Origin of the sequence: Nocardioides speluncae (assembly GCF_003121585.1) — a bacterium.
GTDB lineage: Bacteria > Actinomycetota > Actinomycetes > Propionibacteriales > Nocardioidaceae > Nocardioides > Nocardioides speluncae.
In genome coordinates, this window is record NZ_QEOO01000007.1 from 125,142 (window position 1) to 142,436 (window position 17,295).

Sequence of the window (17,295 nt, forward strand, 5' to 3'; positions counted from 1 at the left end):
GGGACTCCCGCCGCCGTTGCGAGGTCGGAGACGTCAGCGGTCACCACCGCGCCGGCGGCCACCACACAATCCTCGGGAGCGTCTCATGGAGTGGTTTGCGAAGCTGGACATTTCGCCCAGTCGGGGGATCATGGCAGCGCACCGGCAGCCGGCGTACTCGGACTGGGATGGCCAGCTGCCGGTGACCAATCACGGCACTGCGGCCGGGCAGCCATGAACCGCCTCCTCCTGATCGCCGCGAGTGGGCTGGCGCGCGAGGCGCTGGCTGTCGAGCGCGCGCTCGGCCGCTTCGCCCGGATCCGGGTGCTCGACGACGACCCTGATCTGTGGGGCAGCAGCCTCGACGGCGAGCCGGTCGTCGGCGGGCTGGAACTGGTCCGGGAGGACGACGACCACCGGGTGCTGGTCTGCGCCAGCAAGGGCCCGACCCGCCGCGCGATCGTGGACCGGCTGACCGACATGGGCGTGACCCACGACCGCTTCGCCCGCACCGTGCACCCCGATGTCGACATCCCGCCGGGCTGCTCGGTCGGCGCCGGGAGCATCCTGCTGGCCGGCGTCGTACTCACCGCCAACGTACGGATGGGCAACCACGTCGTGGTGATGCCGAACGTCAGCCTCACCCACGACGACATGGTCGCCGACTTCGCGACGATCTGCGCCGGCGTGGCGCTGGGCGGCGGTGTCCACGTCGGCTCCGGCGCCTACCTCGGCATGAACAGTAGTGTCCGTGAGGGGCTCTCCATCGGGCACGACGCGGTCCTCGGCATGGGCTCGGTGCTGCTCACCGAGCTGCCCGCGGGCCAGACCTGGGCCGGCGTACCCGCGCGGCCCGTCGAGGCGATTCCCGTTCAGAAAGTAAGACGAGACGCCTGATGACCACCACAGAGTCGAGGGTTCCGGCGACGCTCGAGGAGCGTCGCCCTGAGCACTCAGCTCTGGGGAAGCAGGTCGGCTGGGGCATCGCGCTCCGGCTGGCCAACATCGGCGTCACCGCGATCATCGCCCGGATCCTGGCGCCGGCCGACTTCGGCGTCTTCGCGGTCGCCCTCGCGGTCCACGTCGTCGTGGCCGGCGTGGCCGAGCTCGGCATGGCTTCGGCGGTCGCGCGCTCGGCGCTGGAGCCGGACGAGATCGCACCGACGGTCGCCTCGATCTCGATCGGCGTCAGCCTGCTGCTGGGCGCGGCGATGGTGACCTTCGCGGGGTCGATCGCGTCGGTACTCGGCACACCCGACGCGGCGGAGCCGATCCGGATCCTCTCCCTGTCGCTGGTCATCGCCGGCGTCTTCGCGGTGCCCGGCGCTCAGCTGGCTCGCGAGTTCGAGCACGACAAGATCCTCATGGCGACGGTCGCGGGCTTCGTGCCCGCGAACGCGCTGTTGATCGGGCTGGCGCTCGACGGTGGCGGCGCGGCCGCGTTCGCCTGGTCCCTGGTGGCCGGCCAGCTGGTCACCGGACTGGTGCTGGTCGCGGCGCTGCCGCGGCACTACCTGCCGGGCTGGCGGCGCTCGGTGGTCGGCTCGCTGATGCGGTTCGGGCTGCCGCTGGCGCTGGCCAACCTAATCAGCTTGGTGCTGCTCAACGCCGACTACCTGATCATCGCGAGGCTGCTCACCGAGACCCAGATCGGCGTCTACATGGTCGCGTTCTCGGTCGCCGGCGGGGCGACCGCCGTGCTCGGCATGGTGCTCACCGGAGTCGTGGTGCCGGCCTTCGGGCGGGTCGCCGACGACCGATCCAAGCTCGCCGACGCGCTGGTCACTTCGTCCGGGCTGGTGGCGCTGGTTGCGATGCCGATCGCGTTCGTCACCATGGGACTGTCCGGGCCGATGGTGGAGACGCTGTTCGGCGCGCGCTGGCTGGACGCGGGGCCGGTGCTGACCGTGCTCGCGCTCCATGGCCTGCTCTTCTCCTTCTCACTGCTCTACGTCAACGTCCTGGTCGCGACCGGCCAGACCGCACGGCTGCTGCTCATCCAGGTCGCCTGGCTGGCCGCGCTGGCGCCGGCGATCGTGCTCGGCGTCAAGGTGGACGGACTGGTCGGCGTTGCCTGGGCCCACGTTGCGGTGATCGCACTGGTCGCGATCCCTGGCTACCTCTGGGCGGTACGGCGCGCCACCGGCCGGCCGGCCGCCCAGCTCGGCACCGGCCTGGTGGGAGCAGTCCTCCATCCCATGCTGGCCGCGGTATTTGCCGGTTTGGTGGCCGGGGCAACGTCAGGTTTGTTCGAAACCGCATGGATTGGGTTCCTTGCGGGTGGCTTCGCCGCGGTCGCGGCGTACACACTGGTGGTGTGGCCCGCACTGGTCCACCATGTCCCCACACTTGCTGGGCGGCTGCCCGGCACCAGACGCACTCCGGCCGGCCATACCCCTGCCAAGGCCGGCCGGAGTGTCCAGTCCGTTGATCGGCGACCGCGACTCGCGTTCGGGCTCGAAGGGCTCGCGCTCGGCGGCTGCTCGATCAACGCCATCGACCTGGCCCGGACCCTTCGCGGCCGCGGCCAGGAGGTGTCGATCTTCGCGGTCGAGGAGGACGTGCAGGTCTCGCTGATCCCGTACGCCGAGGCGGCCGGGTTCGCGGTCACGACGATCCCCGCTGATGTCGGGCTGGTCGGGCGGGCGCGCGCGATCCGCCGGTACGCCGACGCTCACGACGCCGACATCGTCCACGTCTTCGCGCCCGGGCTCGGACCGGCCGCCTCGGTGGCGGTCAGCGGCCGGTCCCGGCGGGCCGCGGTGATGCTGAACTGGACGATGGAGAACGCCTTCTGGACCGCCCCGCACACACCGATGATCGTCGGCACCGGCGCCATGCGCGACGAGGCCGAGCCGCTGCACGGCAGCCAGGTCTGGCTGCTGGAGCCGCCGGTCGACCTGAGCAGGGACCGGCCGCACGAGGAGGCGGCCGCGGCCTTCCGTCACGACTTCGGCATCTCCTCCCTCGACCTGCTCGTCGTCCAGGTGACCGGCGTGGACCGGGTGCTGCAGCTGTCCGGCATCCTGCAGGCGATCGACGCGGTGGTCCGGCTCGACGAGGCAGGTGATCATTCGGTCCGGCTGGCGGTGGTCGGTGACGGCGACGCGATGGCCGAGGTGCAGATGAAGACAGTCGCCGCGAACGAGCGCCTCGGCCGCGACGCGATCCTGCTGACCGGCTTCCTGCTCGACCCGCACCCGGCGTACGCCGCCGCCGACGTCGCCCTGGCGACGGGCGGCTCCGCGCTTCGGTCGCTCGCCCACGCGCGGCCCACGATCGTGCTCGGCGAGAACGGCTTCGCCAGGCCGCTCGCGCCCGACACCGTCGACTACTTCCTGAGCGCCGGCTTCCTCGGAACGACGCCGGTCGACGATCCTGCGGGTCACCTCGCCGGGCTGATCGGCGACCTGCGTGATCCGGCGCTGCGCGACGAGCGGGGTGGCTACGGGCAGTGGATGGTGGAGAAGCGGTTCGGGCTGGAGGCGGCGGCCGACTCGCTGGAGCGGATGTACGCCGAGGCGCTGGCCACCGCACCGCCGGTGCCGACCCGGCTCGCCGACGCGGCGTACCTGCTGGCGCGCAGCGCCGCCGGTGACCTCAAGCGGCTGGTTACCCGCCAGTGAGCCAGGTACGCCTGTTGCGCTATCCGGACGAACGGACCAGCATGGGGAGTCTGGCAGCCGAACGCGCGCGGCAGGAGTTCTCGGGGCGGGCCTTCACCGAAAGAGTGGGGGCAATCGTGCAGACGACGATGGGGGAGGGAACCCCGTGAGCCGCAACGGAGCAGCGCCCGTGCACGGCATCTCGATCGTGTGCGTCTTCAACGACATCGACGTCCGCCAGCACTGCCTTGACCGCTCGATCAGCGACTACCAGGGTTCGGGGTCGGTCGACTACGTGCCGGTCGACAACACTGCGCAGGCCTTCACCTCCGCCGGCGCGGCGCTCAACCACGGCGCCCGGCGCGCGCAGCACGACGTGGTCGTCTTCGTCCACCAGGACGTCTACCTGCACTCCATCGACCGGCTGATCGAGATCGCACAGCTGATGACCGACGACGGGCCGTGGGGTCTGCTCGGTGCCTCCGGTGTGACCGCGTCAGGCGGGGTGGTCGGCCGGCTGCGGGACAAGGTGCAGCTGCTCGGCAGCGACGCTCCCGCACCGGTCGCGGTGGACAGCCTGGACGAGGTGCTGTTCATGATCCGACGCTCGCAGGTGCTGGCCGAGCCGCTGTCGGAGGACGCCGAGCTCGCCTGGCACGCGTACGGCATTGAGTACGGCCTGCGGATGAAGGCGCTCGGCCGCGACGTCGGCGCGGTCAACCTCGCCGTCACCCACAACAGCCTGACCATCAACCTCGCGCGGCTCGACGTCGCGCACGCCCGCGTGGCCGCCCTGCACCCGTCAGCGGTGCCGGTGCGGACGACCTGCGGGGTCGTCGGCGGCGACAGCACCTCGCGGCTGAAGTCGCTGCCGGTGCTCGGCTCGGTGGCGGCCAAGCACGGCTGGCGCTACCAGTGGTTCCAGGAGTCGCGGCTCGCGCGACGGGCGTCGCGGCGGGCCAAGCTGCCGGCCGTGATCGGCGACATCCGGCGCTCGGTCGACGGGCTCGAGGTCGGCGTCGACCGGACCCTGCACGTCGTCAACGTCGACGACGTTGGCGGTTTCGCCGGGTACGGCGCCGAGCCGCTGTGCCTGCTCCGCCGCGAGCAGCCGGTCAAGGCCCGGGCGGTCTCCACCCCCGACGACCTGGTCGCGGCCCTCGGCTCGATCCCGGCCGGCGAGTCGACCCTGGTCACCGACCTCGATGTCGAGCACGTCGAGCCGGTCGGCGAGCTGGTCCGGCGCCGCGCCGAGGAGGCGGTGCTCGGCGTACACGACGGGATGCTGTGGCTGCTCACGGGCTCCGCCGCCACCCACCTCCCCGAAACCTTCGGCAACCGCCGCGCCACCTCGCTGGGTACGCCGGTCCTGCACTGACCCAGCGGCCGCCACCCGCTCAGCGCGTGTCGTACGCGTCCCGCGCGCGCTCGACCTGCTCGTAGTGCTCCTCGGCCCAGCGGCCGAGCGCACCCAGCGGTGCGGAGAGGGTACGGCCGAGGTCGGTCAGCTCGTACTCGACCCGAGGTGGGATCTCGGCGTAGGCCTGGCGCGCTACCAGCCCGTCGCGCTCCAGGTCGCGCAGCGTCTCGGTCAGCACCTTGCCGCTGATTCCGCCGACCATCTCGCGCAGCTCTCCGAACCGCAGGCGACGCTCGCTCAGGGCGATCACGATCATGGCCGTCCACTTGTTGGCGATCCGGGCCAGCGACGTGCGCGACGGGCAGGTGGCGAGCATGACGTTCCACTCCGGCGTCGACATCGCACTCCTTAGTTACGTTGAGGTAACAGGTTACTAGATGTAACTATCGGTGCGTAGACAGTCCACGAAGGAGACGAACATGAACGACCAGAACCCCGCAGCCGTCGCGACCCGCTACTTCGATGCCCTGGCCGCCGGAGACCTCGCCACGGTGACCAGCCTGCTGAACCCCGGCCTGGTCTGGCATCAGCCAGGCGCCAACCGCTTCTCCGGCACCCACACCGGCCTCGCCGGCTTCGAGGAGCTCATCGGCGGCATGATGCAGGTCAGCGGCGGGACATTCCAGCTGTCCGTGACCGGCGCGCCCATGGTCAACGGCGAGAAGGTCGCCGTCCCCGTGCGCTTCCAGGCGCGGCGCGAGGGTCACGAGATGGACATGGGCGGCATCGACCTGCTGACGGTCCGTGACGGCACGATCGTCGAGGTCCACCTCTTCTCCGCCGACGGACCCGCCGAGGACCGGTTCTGGGGCGCCGCCGGCTGACCTGGGCCGATCGAGTGAGTGGATTGCGCAGAATGCGCGCATTCCAGGGTAAAGAATGCCTCGAACAATTCGGTCATAAGGAATATTCAGCCACATCGGTAACGACTCGATAACAGGCGTCCCCTATGGTCGTGCCCCATGCTAGCGATGCACCGTAGTTCCCGTAGTCCCCGTCCGCCCCGATCCTCAGCAGTCCGTATCCGTCACGCCGTTGCCGGCGCCATCGGGCTGTGCCTACTGGCAACAGCACTCGCGGCCTCGGCCGGCTCCTCGAGCGCGGGCCCTGGCGACGCGGCGAGCGCGGGTGGGCGCACCTGGTACGTCGCGACGAACGGCTCCGGCTCCGCACCGGGAACCAAGGCCCAGCCGCTGCGGAGGCTGGCCCAGGCCGTCAGCCGCGCCGGCCAGGGCGACACGATCGTGCTGCGGAAGGGCACCTACCACGAGCGGGTCGTGGTCACCACGCCCGACCTGACCATCACGTCGATGCCCGGCGAAGCCGTGTGGATGGACGGCTCCAGCTCGGTCACGGGCTTCCGCGCGACGGGCGCAACCTGGACCAGGGCCAACTGGAACTACGACTTCGACCACAGCCCGACCTTCAACCGAGGCGCGCCGGACAACACCGGTGCAGGCTGGAACTACATCAACCCGGCGTACCCGATGGCGGCGCACCCGGACCAGGTCTGGATCAGCGGCAAGAGGCTGCGTCAGGTCAAGACCCCGGCCGACGTCCGCGCCGGCACCTTCGCTGTCGACAGGGCCGCCAACAAGCTGGTCGTTGGCACGAACCCGCTGGGGAAGACGGTGAAGGCCAGCACGCTGAACAAGGCGATCTCGGTGCGCGCTCCCGGCGTGCACCTGATCGGGTTCGGGGTACGCCGGTACGCCGTCTCCATGCCCGACCACGGCGCCGTCACCCTGGAGAAGCCGAACACCCGGATGACCCGGATGAAGGTCGTCTCCAATGCCACCTCGGGTATCGGCATCTCCGCTGACTACATCAAGCTGGTCAACAGCACCTTCAGCCGCAACGGGCTGATCGGGATCCACGGCGCCTCGACCTATCACCTGCGGATGAGCGGGTTGACGGTGAAGCGGAACAACCTGGAGCACTTCAACGAGCTTCCGATGGCTGGCGGCATCAAGATCGGCCGTGCCCGTGACGTCTCGATCCGAAACAGTGTGGTCACCCAGAACCTCGGTAGCGGGGTGTGGTTCGACGAGTCGGTCTACGACAGCCGGATCATCAACAACCGGGTGAACGGGAACACCGGGCACGGCGTCGAGGTGGAGCTCTCCGAGCGCTCGGTGATCGCCAACAACATGATCCTGGGCAACCACGAGCACGGGATCCTGGTGCTCGATACCGGCGCGGTGCGGATCTACAACAACACGCTGCTGCGCAACTACCGGCCGATCAACATCATCCAGGACAAGCGCACCCACCAGAACGCGCGGTCGGGCCATGACCGGCGTCGCCCGTTCCCCGACCCGACCGTGCCGTGGCGGGTGCAGAACGTAGAGATTCGCAACAACGTGCTGGCCTACGCCCGCACCGGCTCGGCCTGCGTGCTGTGTGTCGAGGACGGCTCGCACCAGCGGTCGGCGGCGCAGATGGGCATCGCGCCCGAGTCGAACGTGTATGTCCGCACGGGCAACCTGCCCCGCTGGCTGATCGTCTGGTCGAGCGGCGTGGGGAACCCCAAGGTGTTCACCACGCTCGACGAGTTCCGCTCGGCGACCGGGCGCGAGCGCCTCGGCGTCCACACGACGTCAGCCGTCGTCTCCGCGCACGGCGGGGCCTCGGACCAGCTGCTCAGCTGGGGCGAGGACCGTGCCTCCGCGATTCCGGACGACGTCGCGGACATGATCGGCGTACCCACCTCGCTCCGGCGGATCGGCGTGGTCCCGTGGGAGCTGAACTGGTAGTGGGCAGCCGGATCGATCAGGTGGGGTACTGACCGCTCACTCGCGTAGGTGCTTCCCGATGAACTGGAAGGCGTCCTCGGCGACACCGGTCCAATACACCATGGTGTGCTCTCCTGCACCGTAGGAGACGATCTCGGGGCGCTCGGGGAGTGCGGCGACGAGGGCCTTGGTGTCGTCGAGGAGGGGGTCCTCGGTGCCGCACCAGATGCCAATCGGTGTGTTGGCCAGGGCTTCGACGTCGGCGAAGACTGCATCGCCTGCGCGGACTGCCGGACTGAACGCCGCGACGGCCCGCAACCACCCCGGGTCGAGCTCGGCGTGGCGGAAGGCGCCATGCCCTCCGAGCGACCAGCCCCACGCCGCCACCCGTCCGACGTCGAAGCCGCGTTCTCCCAGCCACCTGGGGAGCTCCTCGGTGAGCATCCGGGCGGGGTCGTCCTCACTCGACGCGTCCCAGCCGAGCTCGCCACCGTCGGCGCCGGCAAGCACGAACGGCGAAGCGCCGTTGCGGACCGCGGAGGTGAGGAGCTGGGGAAGGCCGTATTGACGGAAGCTCTTCGGACGAGTGCTTGCGCCGTGAAGCACCAGACAGACCGGTAGGTCGGCGCCGGCGCCGTACCCATGAGGGACGGCCGTGAACAGGTCGACGTCGCGTTGCCGTGCGACCGACCTGACCTGTTCGAGCCTGACCTCGCCGGCGGGAACGTCGGGGATGTGGTAGTCCGGTCCCATGAGCCGGCGCCGCACTGGCGCTGCGACGAATCCCGCCACGACAGCGGCGCCAACGGCGCCGGCACCGCCGAGAACGAGTCCGCGCCGACTGACACTCATGCGGACAGGTTCGCGGGCGATGCCCAGCGCCGCAACCGAAACCGCTCAGACGGACTGGCGTGATCACCTGGGAGCTGAACTGGTAAACCCGACACCAAGCCCATTCGGCGCATATTAAAGAAACACCGCGTCAATGGACAATCGCGACATGGAGAGTGACACTGGCTAACGGGTTGGCCGGGGCCGGACGGACAGGCGTTCGGTTATGTCGTCTGCACGTCGGCGCTCGGCGGTCGTGCTGGGCTTCGCACTGCTTCTTCCAGTGCTGCCCGGCGCGACCGCTTCGGCGCCAGCCGCGTCCGCGGCATCCGCCCGCACCTGGTACGTCGCGACCAGCGGCTCCGACTCTGCATCGGGCACCCTGTCGCAGCCGCTGCGCCGGCTGCGGACGGCGGTGGACCGCGCCGCCGCGGGTGACACGATCGTGCTGCGCCGCGGCAGCTACCACGAGAACGTCGCGGTCTACACGCCCAACCTGACCATCCGCGCGATGCCCGGCGAGCCGGTGTGGATGGAGGGCGCGCGCGTGGTCACCGGGTTCCGTGACACGGGGAGCACCTGGACCCGCGACGGCTGGCACTACGACCTCGACCACAGTCCGACCTTGACGCGCGGTGCGCCGGACGGCTCGCCGCCGGGGTGGCAGTTCGTGAACCCGGCGTACCCGATGGCGGCGTACCCGGACCAGGTCTGGGTCGGCAGGAGCCGGCTCCGCCAGGTGGCCACGGCGGCCGAGGTCGGTCGGGGCACCTTCGCCGTGGACACCGCGGCCGACAAGCTGGTGATCGGGAGCGATCCCGCCGGTGGGACGGTGCTCGCCAGCACTCTGAGCAAGGCGATCTCGGTGCGGGCCACCGGCGTCCGGCTGATCGGCTTCGGAGTACGGCGCTACGCAGTGTCGGTCCCCGACCACGGTGCGGTGACGCTGGAGCGGGCGAACACGAGCATGACCCGGATGAAGGTGGTGGACAACGCGACCTCGGGTCTCGGGGTCTCCGCCGACGACATCCACCTCACCGACAGCACCTTCAGCCGCAACGGCCTGATCGGCATCCACGGCGCGCACTCCTACCGGCTCAAGATGCGCGGCCTGATAGTCCAGCGCAACAACCTGGAACGCTTCAACCAGGCCCCCATGGCGGGTGGCATCAAGATCGGCCGCAGCCGAGGCGTCTCGCTGCGCTACAGCGTGGTCACCCAGAACTACGGCACGGCGGTGTGGTGGGACGAGTCGGTGTACGACAGCTTGGTCGTCAACAACCGGATCACGTGGAACACCGGCCACGGCGTTCACGTGGAGATCTCCGAGCGGGCCGTGGTCGCCAACAACCTGATCCTCAAGAACGACGACAAGGGGATCCAGGTCGTCGACTCGGGCGCGGTCCGGGTCTACAACAACACCCTGGTCAGCAACCACCGGCCGATCAACATCATCCAGGACAAGCGCACGCAGGAGAACGCGCAGTCCGGGCACGACCTGCGGCGGCCGTGGCCCGACCCCACAGTGCCCTGGCGGGTGGACGACGTGACGCTCCGCAACAACGTGGTCGCCTATCCGCGCGAGGTCGCCAACTGCATGCTGTGTGTGGAAGACGGCTCGCACCAGCGGTCCGCGGCGCAGATGGGCGTGCGCTCGCAGGCGAACGTCTACGTCCGCCCGTCCGGCCCGAGGTGGCTGGTGGTGTGGTCCAGCGGCGAGGGGAACCCGGCGACCTTCACCACGCTGAGTGCGTTCCGGAGTACGACGAGCCAGGAGACGCGCGGTGTCCTCACCTCATCCGGCGTGGTGACCTGGCGCGGCCGGCCTGCTGCCATGTTGCTGCGGTGGGGCCGCGAGCGGGCGACCTCGCTGCCGAGCGACATCGCGGCCTTGATCGGCGTACGCACCTCGATCGACCGGATCGGCGTGTGCCAATGGCGGCTGAAATGGTGACCTGAATGGTGACCTAGCCATTCCCGCAACGCGCCGGCATACCGGCAGTTAGGGTGGATGACGCAAGTAGTTCACAACGTGCGGGAGTGCCATGACCGGGCCACGGCCTACCGTTCGGATGCTCGGGACCCGCGGGGTCCCGGCGGCCCACGGCGGCTTCGAGACGGCGGTCGAGAACATCGGTCTCCGGCTGGTCGAGCGTGGCTGGCGGGTCGTCGTCTACTGCCAGGACGACGAGGCCGGTGCCGACCGCCGCGAGGACACCTGGCGCGGCATCGAGCGGATCCATCTGCCGAGCCGGTACGACGGCGCGAAGGGCACGATCTGGTTCGACCAGCAGGCCGTGCGAGACGCTGCACGGCACCGCGACCTCTGCCTGACGATGGGCTACAACACTGCCTTCCTCAACGCTCTGCTCCGGGCCCGGAGGATCCGCAACGTCGTCAACATGGACGGCATCGAGTGGAAGCGCGGCAAGTGGAGCAGGCCGAAGAAGACGTTCCTGTACGCCAACGAGCGGCTCGGCTGCCTGCTCGGCAACCACCTGATCGCCGACCATCCGGAGATCGAGCGGCACCTGGCGACGCGCGTCTCCGGCGCGAAGATCACGATGATTCCGTACGGCGCGCCCGCGCTGCGCGACTCCGGCCTCGGTCCACTGGCGCCGTTCGGACTGGAGTCGCGCGGCTATCTCACCGTGGTCGCGCGCCCGGAGAAGGAGAACTCCATCCTGGAGATGGTGACCGGGTTCTCCCGGCGTCCGCGGCACGTCAAGCTGCTCGTGCTCGGCGACTACCGGCCCGAGGAGTTCAACTACCACCGCGCCGTGCTCGACGCGGCCAGTGACGAGGTGCTCTTCCCCGGTGCGATCTACGACCAGGAGGTCGTCACCGCTCTGCGGTTCCACTCGATCGCCTATCTGCACGGCCACACCGTCGGTGGCACGAACCCCTCACTCGTCGAGGCGCTGGGCTCTGGCAATCCGGTGATCGCGCACGACAACGTCTACAACCGCTGGGTCGCCGGCGACGCGGGACTCTACTTCGCCGATACCGACAGCTTCGAGGCCGCGCTGACGCGGGTGCTCGCCGAGCCCGGCCTTCGCCCGCAGCTCGCCGCGAACGCCTGCCGCCGGCATCGCGAGGCGTTCGCCTGGGAGGCGATCACCGACCAGTACGAGCAGGTCCTGAGCCGCTATCTGACGAGCTCGGCGACCTCGGCGGCGATCCGCTCCCGGTAGACCGCCACCGAGAACCGCTCCTTGGCCGAGGTCCGGCCCGCCGCCGCCAGCCGGGCCGCCGTCGCCGGGTCGTCGAGCAGCGACGCCACCGCGTCTGCGAGCGCTGCCGGATCCTCCGGGCGCACGAGCAGCCCGGTCACCCGGTCCTCGACCGTCTCCCGCAGGCCCTGGAGGGAGGGCGCGACGACCGGCCGCCCCGCGAGCTGGGCCTCGACCGCTGCGATGCCGAACGACTCCGTGCGTGACGCGAGCAGGACGACGTCCGCCTCGCCGAGAACGCCCCACACCGGCTGGACGTAGCCGAGGAACCGGACCCGCCCGCGCAGATCCGGCCGCTCCGCGCGCTCCCGCAGCTGCTCCTCGAACCACTCGTAGCCGGGGAAGACCGAGCCGGCGAGGTTGACCCGGACGTCGTACCCCCGGCTGACCAGCTCGGCGACCGCCTCGAGCGCGAGGTCGGTGCCCTTGGTCGGCGAGAGCCGGCCCAGGACGGTGAGGGTCGCGGGTACGCCGTTGCGCGCGGCCAGCTCGGGCACCGCGACGGTTGGTTCCGGCACGCCGTTGTGCACCACGTGAATCCGGGACCGGGCCGGCGGGAAGTTGGCGCGGATCGTCGCGGCGGTGGCGTCGCTGTTGGCGATGATCCGGTTCGCGAACAGCAGCGGGCTCGCCAGCGCCACCCGCAGCACGCGCCGTCCCTCCTCGTTCGCCTCGTGGACGTGACAGACGGCCGGCCGACGGGCGAGCCGGCCCGCCAGCACCCAGATCGGGATCGTGAGCGTGTTGACGTAGACGGCACCGGCGCCGGCCCGGCGTATCGCCCGGATGCAGCGCGGCAGCGCGGTCACCGAGTGCCGGAGCAAGGTGACCAGGCCGCGCGGGGAGAGGAAGGCCTTGCGCAGCACCGGGAAGTCGACGAACTCCACCTCGGCCCCGCGCTCCCGGGCCAGCGTCGTCAGCGGGCCGTCGGTGGGAAGCGCGAGCACCACCCGGTAGTCAGCGGACACCAGGGCCGAGATCGATTCCAGGAGTTGTCGGTCCGAGCCGTAGACATCCGGCGTATGGTGCGCAACCAGGACCGCGCGACGCCCTGCCCTTCTCTCCATGGCTGGGCAGTATTGCATTATGAACCGCCACTATCTGGAGGACGCGATGACACACGCCCACCCGGCCGCACTGCGCGCTGTTGCCTGTGTCGCGGCGGCGGTGCTACTCGCCGGGGGCCTGGCCGGGTGTAGCGACTCCTCCGGGGACACGGCGGGGCCGGACTCGTCCTCCCCGTCCGACACGCCGTCCGGCACGCCGACCCAGGAGTCGCCCTCGCCGTCTGCGATCGAGACGGGGAAGCGGCGCGACCCGCTGGCACCCACGGAGATCCCGCCCGTCATCCGAGGCGGCGAGACCCCGCAGCCCTCGTTCTCGGCGGACCCGCAGCCGTTCGACCAGCCCATCGAGTACCCCGACGGCGTTTCGCTCGAGGTCACCGGGATCAAGCAGGGCGAGGTGACCGACCAGGGCCCGGGCGTGGTCGGCGGTCCGAAGACCGCCTTCAAGCTCGTGTTCACCAACGGCAGCAAGAAGCCGGTCGAGCTGAACCAGGTCGTGGTCACCGCGGTGTACGGCGACCCCGGCCGGCTCGCGCACCCCGTCTACGACACCCAGAGCCAGGACTTCGCGGGCCGCGTGGCCCCAGGCAAGGCCGCGCAGGCGCGCTACGTGTTCTCGATCCCGCGCGCGCAGCTCGGAAACGTCACCGTGCACGTGGACTTCGACGGCCTGCACGCCGCCGGTCGCTTTACGGGTGATGTGGCATAGGTCAGCCGGACTAGGCCCGGCATAGACCATGTGGAAGCCGGGCCCGGGGGTTTGGGTCGTCCCGGCAAAATCCGCCCAGATGCGTCCGTAGCCGGGCGGCGGCGTCTCTACCATCACGTAGGAGGCCGGGATCGCCGGCCTTCGTTTTTGGGGGCGTCGCCGGGGGGCGACGACGCAGAATAGGGTGGGGAGCACGCGATGAAGGTGTCGGCGCTGGGCAGGTGTGCCCTGACGGCGGCCGCCGTTGCCATGATGTCCACGGGGATCGCCGTTGTCGGCACGGTCTCCACGACGGCGACGGCGGACACTCAGCCTGATCCGGGTACGCCGGGTACGGTGACCGCCGACGCACTGCCCACCTGGCAGATCAACGGCGTCGTGTGGGACCAGGTGGTCGTGGGCAACACCGCCTACGTCACCGGCGAGTTCACCAAGGCGCGGCCGCCGGGCGTGCCCGTCGGCGGTGCCGGGGAGGTTAATGCCCTCAACATCTTCGCCTTCGACGTCACCACCGGAAACCGGATTGCTTCGTTCGACCACTCCCTGAACGCGCAGGGCCTCGCCATCGCTGCCACCCCGGACGGCTCACGGGTGATCGTCGGCGGCGACTTCACGACCGTGGACGGTGTCGCGCACAACCACCTCGCGGCCTTCGACACCGCTACCAATGCGCTGGTCGCCTCCTTCGACGCGTCGGTGAACTCCCAGGTGAGCGGCGTCGACGCGACCAACGACACCGTGTACGCCGGCGGGAACTTCTTCAGCGCCAACGGCCAGACCCGGACCCGGCTCGCGTCCTTCAGCCTCGCCAACGGCAACGTCACCTCCTTTGCACCGACCGCGGACGGCCGTCAGGTCGACGACATCGTCCTGACCCCGGACTCCACCGGTCTGGTCGTCGGCGGCCGCTTCGGCACCATCAACGGCCAGCCCGCCAACGGGATGGGCGCCGTCGACGCAACCACGGGCGCCCTGCGGCCGTGGCAGATCAACACCACCGTCCGCAACGCCGGTGACAAGAGCGCGATCATCAGCCTCGACGCGGACGACACGCACGTCTACGGCACCGGCTTCGCCTTCGGCACCGGCAACTTCGAGGGCGTGTTCCGTGCCGACCCCGATGACGGTGCCATCTCCTGGGTGCAGAACTGCCACGGCGACACCTACGGCTCGTCGGTCACCGGGGGTGCCGTGTACTCGGTGGGCCACGCCCACGACTGCCGATGGATCGACTCCTTCCCCGAGGTCACCCCTCGGCGCTGGCAGCGCGCGCTCGCCTTCAGCGCCGAGCCGACCGGGCTCGGCATCGGCCCGGACAACTACGGCTGGAACTTCAACAACGTCCCCTCGCCAGATCTGCTGCAGTGGTTCCCGACGGTCCCCGCGGGCAGTTACACCGGGCAGAGCCAGGGTGGCTGGACGATCGCCGGCAACGACGAGTACGTCGTCATGGGCGGCGAGTTCCCCTCGGTGAACAATGTTGCCCAGCAGGGCCTGGTCAGGTTCGCGATCCCGAGCAAGGCGCCGAAGAAGCGCGGCCCGGCGCCGGCCCCGTCCGCACCCGCTCCGACCGCCGTGGCGCTCCCGGACGGACGGATCCGGGTGGGCTGGCAGGCGGCGTACGACATGGACAACGAGCTGCTCACCTACCGGATCACCCGCTCCGACTCCGCGCAGGTACTGGGTACCAAGACGCAGAGGTCGGCCTTCTGGTGGTACCCCTCGATGTCGTTCGTGGACGACACCGCGACTCCGGGGCAGAGCTACACCTACACGATCAAGGCCAACGACGCCAACGGAAACATCCGCAACCTCGGTACGACCGGGTCGATCAACGCCGGCAGCGCCGCCGCCACCTCGTCGTACAACGACAAGGTCGTCAACGACGGCGCGATCGCCTTCTGGCGGCTCGGTGAGTCGAGCGGGTCACGGGTGAACGACTACGCCGGCAGCTACGATGCGTCGGTGACGTCGTCGGTGGAGCGCAATATCACCGGCGCCATCGTCGGCGACCCGGACAGGGCGACCAGGTTCACGAGCGGCCTGTTCAGCAACAGCAACGTCGCAAGCGACGCGATCATGAACCCGTCGCGTGAGTTCGCCGTCGAGGCCTGGGTGAAGACAACCACCTCGAGCGGCGGCAAGATCGTCGGCTACCACTCCTCACGCACCGGCACTGGCGGCAGCGCGGACCGACACCTCTACATGCGCAGCAACGGCCAGATCAACTTCGGCGTCGAGCTCAACGGGCGCTGGACGATCTCCAGCCCGCAGTCCTACAACAACGGTCAGTGGCATCACATCGTCGGCCTGCTCGACCGCGACGCCGGCATGAAGCTGTACGTCGACGGCCAGCAGGTCGCCGAGAACCCGTCGGTGAAGAGCGCTCGCCACTACTTCGGCTACTGGCGGGTCGGTGGCGGCAACCTGAGCAACTGGCCGAACCGGCCGTCGCGGGACTTCATCTCCGCCGACATCGACGACGTCGCGGTCTACGGGCACGCGCTGTCGGCAAGCACGGTCGCCGACCACAACACCCTCGGCCGCGGCACCGTGCCCAACCAGGCACCGATCGCGGACTTCTCGTGGACGCGGTCCGCCACCACGGTCTCCTTCGACGGCAGCGGCTCCTCCGACCCCGACGGCACCATCGCGTCCTACTCGTGGGACTTCGGGGACGGCAGCCCGGCCGGGTCGGGCGCGACGCCGGACCACACCTACGCGGCCGACGGGACGTACGACGTCACCCTCACCGTCACCGACAACCTGGGCCGCACCGCGAGCCAGACCTTGGAGGTCTCGGTGCTCAACGAGTCGCCGGTGGCCGACTTCAGTGCCACGCCGTCGGAGCTCTCGGTGTCGGTCGACGGCACCGATTCGGATGACCCGGACGGCAGCATCGCGTCCTACGCGTGGAACTTCGGTGACGGCAACACCGACACCGGCCCAACCGCGAGCCACACGTACGCCGCCAGCGGGACCTACAACGTCACCCTCACCGTGACCGACAACCAGGGCGCCACGGACTCGATCACCAAGCCGGTGACGGTGAGCTCCACGCCCATCGGGATCGTCAGCGACGCGTTCGGGCGTACCGTGAGCGGTGGCTGGGGCACGACCGACACCGGCCAGTCGTGGACCGGCACCGGCTCGGCGTCATCGTTCGCGGTCCAGAGCGGTGTCGGCCGGATCACGATGTCGGCCCCGGGCAGCGGTCCGGCCATGCGTGTCGGCGGGATCACCCAGCTCGACACGGACACCCGGACGTCGGTCGGGCTGGACAAGATGCCGACCGGCACTGGCGTCTTCGTCTCAGTCATGGCCCGTGACCAGGGCAGCGCGGGCAGCTACCGCGCGGTGGTCAACCTGCGTGCGAACGGCTCGGTCTCGGTCGCCCTCACCCGCAACCTCGCAGGTGGCACCACCACGCTGCAGCCGGCGGTCGTCGTACCCGGCCTCACCTACGCCGTCGGCGACCGGCTCGAGCTGAGGTTCCAGGTGGTGCCGTCCGGCGGCAGCTCGGTGCTGCGCGCGAAGGTATGGAAACAGGGCACCGGCGAGCCGGGATCCTGGGTGGCTGAGGCGTCCGACGCCGATCCGACCCTGGCGACCGCGGGCGGTGCGGGCGTGATGAGCTTCCTGGCCGGCAGCGCCACGAACGCTCCCCTGATGGCCACCTTCGACGACTTCACCGTCACGACAGCGCCGTAGCGGAT

At 69.9% G+C, this 17,295-nt stretch carries 12 protein-coding genes; 9 read left to right on the forward strand and 3 right to left on the reverse strand.

Annotated elements, in window-relative coordinates; genetic code table 11:
* Positions 1-213 precede the first annotated feature (213 nt).
* From DDV73_RS03890 to DDV73_RS03900, 3 genes are all read left to right on the forward strand, one after another.
* A complete protein-coding gene (locus DDV73_RS03890) occupies positions 214-876 on the forward strand; it encodes an LbetaH domain-containing protein (RefSeq protein WP_109505931.1) in 663 nt (220 codons plus the stop codon).
* A complete protein-coding gene (locus DDV73_RS03895; protein WP_109505932.1) occupies positions 876-3,605 on the forward strand; it encodes an oligosaccharide flippase family protein in 2,730 nt (909 codons plus the stop codon). The genes DDV73_RS03890 and DDV73_RS03895 overlap by 1 nt, the downstream gene beginning before the upstream one ends.
* 145 nt (positions 3,606-3,750) lie before the next feature.
* A complete protein-coding gene (locus tag DDV73_RS03900) occupies positions 3,751-4,962 on the forward strand; it encodes a glycosyltransferase family protein (RefSeq protein ID WP_161962279.1) in 1,212 nt (403 codons plus the stop codon).
* A gap of 19 nt (positions 4,963-4,981) precedes the next feature.
* On the opposite strand, the gene DDV73_RS03905 is transcribed toward DDV73_RS03900, so the two are convergent.
* A complete protein-coding gene (locus DDV73_RS03905) occupies positions 4,982-5,344 on the reverse strand; it encodes a winged helix-turn-helix transcriptional regulator (RefSeq protein ID WP_109505934.1) in 363 nt (120 codons plus the stop codon).
* A gap of 79 nt (positions 5,345-5,423) precedes the next feature.
* Between DDV73_RS03905 and DDV73_RS03910 the strand changes: the two genes are divergently transcribed.
* Together DDV73_RS03910 and DDV73_RS03915 are read left to right on the forward strand one after the other, a co-directional pair.
* The gene (locus DDV73_RS03910) at positions 5,424-5,828 is read left to right on the forward strand and encodes a nuclear transport factor 2 family protein (protein ID WP_109505935.1); all 405 of its coding nucleotides are present in this window, start codon (positions 5,424-5,426) and stop codon (positions 5,826-5,828) included.
* Between the two features lie 147 nt (positions 5,829-5,975).
* Positions 5,976-7,760 carry a right-handed parallel beta-helix repeat-containing protein gene (locus tag DDV73_RS03915; protein WP_161962280.1) on the forward strand — a complete coding sequence of 595 codons (1,785 nt, stop codon included), beginning with the start codon at positions 5,976-5,978 and terminating at the stop codon, positions 7,758-7,760.
* Between the two features lie 36 nt (positions 7,761-7,796).
* Here DDV73_RS03915 and DDV73_RS03920 read toward each other — a convergent pair whose 3' ends face one another.
* On the reverse strand, positions 7,797-8,591 hold the full coding sequence (locus tag DDV73_RS03920) for an alpha/beta hydrolase (protein WP_206050695.1): 795 nt from the start codon (positions 8,589-8,591) through the stop codon (positions 7,797-7,799).
* Between the two features lie 205 nt (positions 8,592-8,796).
* On the opposite strand from DDV73_RS03920, the gene DDV73_RS03925 reads away from it, so the two are divergent.
* Complete coding sequence (locus DDV73_RS03925; protein ID WP_109505938.1) at positions 8,797-10,524, forward strand: right-handed parallel beta-helix repeat-containing protein; 1,728 nt, start codon at positions 8,797-8,799, stop codon at positions 10,522-10,524.
* A gap of 118 nt (positions 10,525-10,642) precedes the next feature.
* Positions 10,643-11,764 (forward strand): DUF1972 domain-containing protein, encoded by a 1,122-nt coding sequence (locus DDV73_RS03930; RefSeq protein WP_240617104.1) that lies wholly within the window; start codon positions 10,643-10,645, stop codon positions 11,762-11,764.
* On the opposite strand, the gene DDV73_RS03935 is transcribed toward DDV73_RS03930, so the two are convergent.
* On the reverse strand, positions 11,719-12,870 hold the full coding sequence (locus tag DDV73_RS03935; RefSeq protein ID WP_206050696.1) for a glycosyltransferase family 4 protein: 1,152 nt from the start codon (positions 12,868-12,870) through the stop codon (positions 11,719-11,721). The genes DDV73_RS03930 and DDV73_RS03935 overlap by 46 nt on opposite strands.
* Before the next feature lie 19 nt (positions 12,871-12,889).
* Here DDV73_RS03935 and DDV73_RS03940 point away from each other — a divergent pair, with 19 nt between their 5' ends.
* Positions 12,890-13,579: a hypothetical protein gene (locus tag DDV73_RS03940; protein WP_109505941.1), complete on the forward strand. Its 690-nt coding sequence runs from the start codon at positions 12,890-12,892 to the stop codon at positions 13,577-13,579.
* Between the two features lie 198 nt (positions 13,580-13,777).
* Positions 13,778-17,290 carry a PKD domain-containing protein gene (locus DDV73_RS03945; protein ID WP_109505942.1) on the forward strand — a complete coding sequence of 1,171 codons (3,513 nt, stop codon included), beginning with the start codon at positions 13,778-13,780 and terminating at the stop codon, positions 17,288-17,290.
* Positions 17,291-17,295 lie beyond the last annotated feature (5 nt).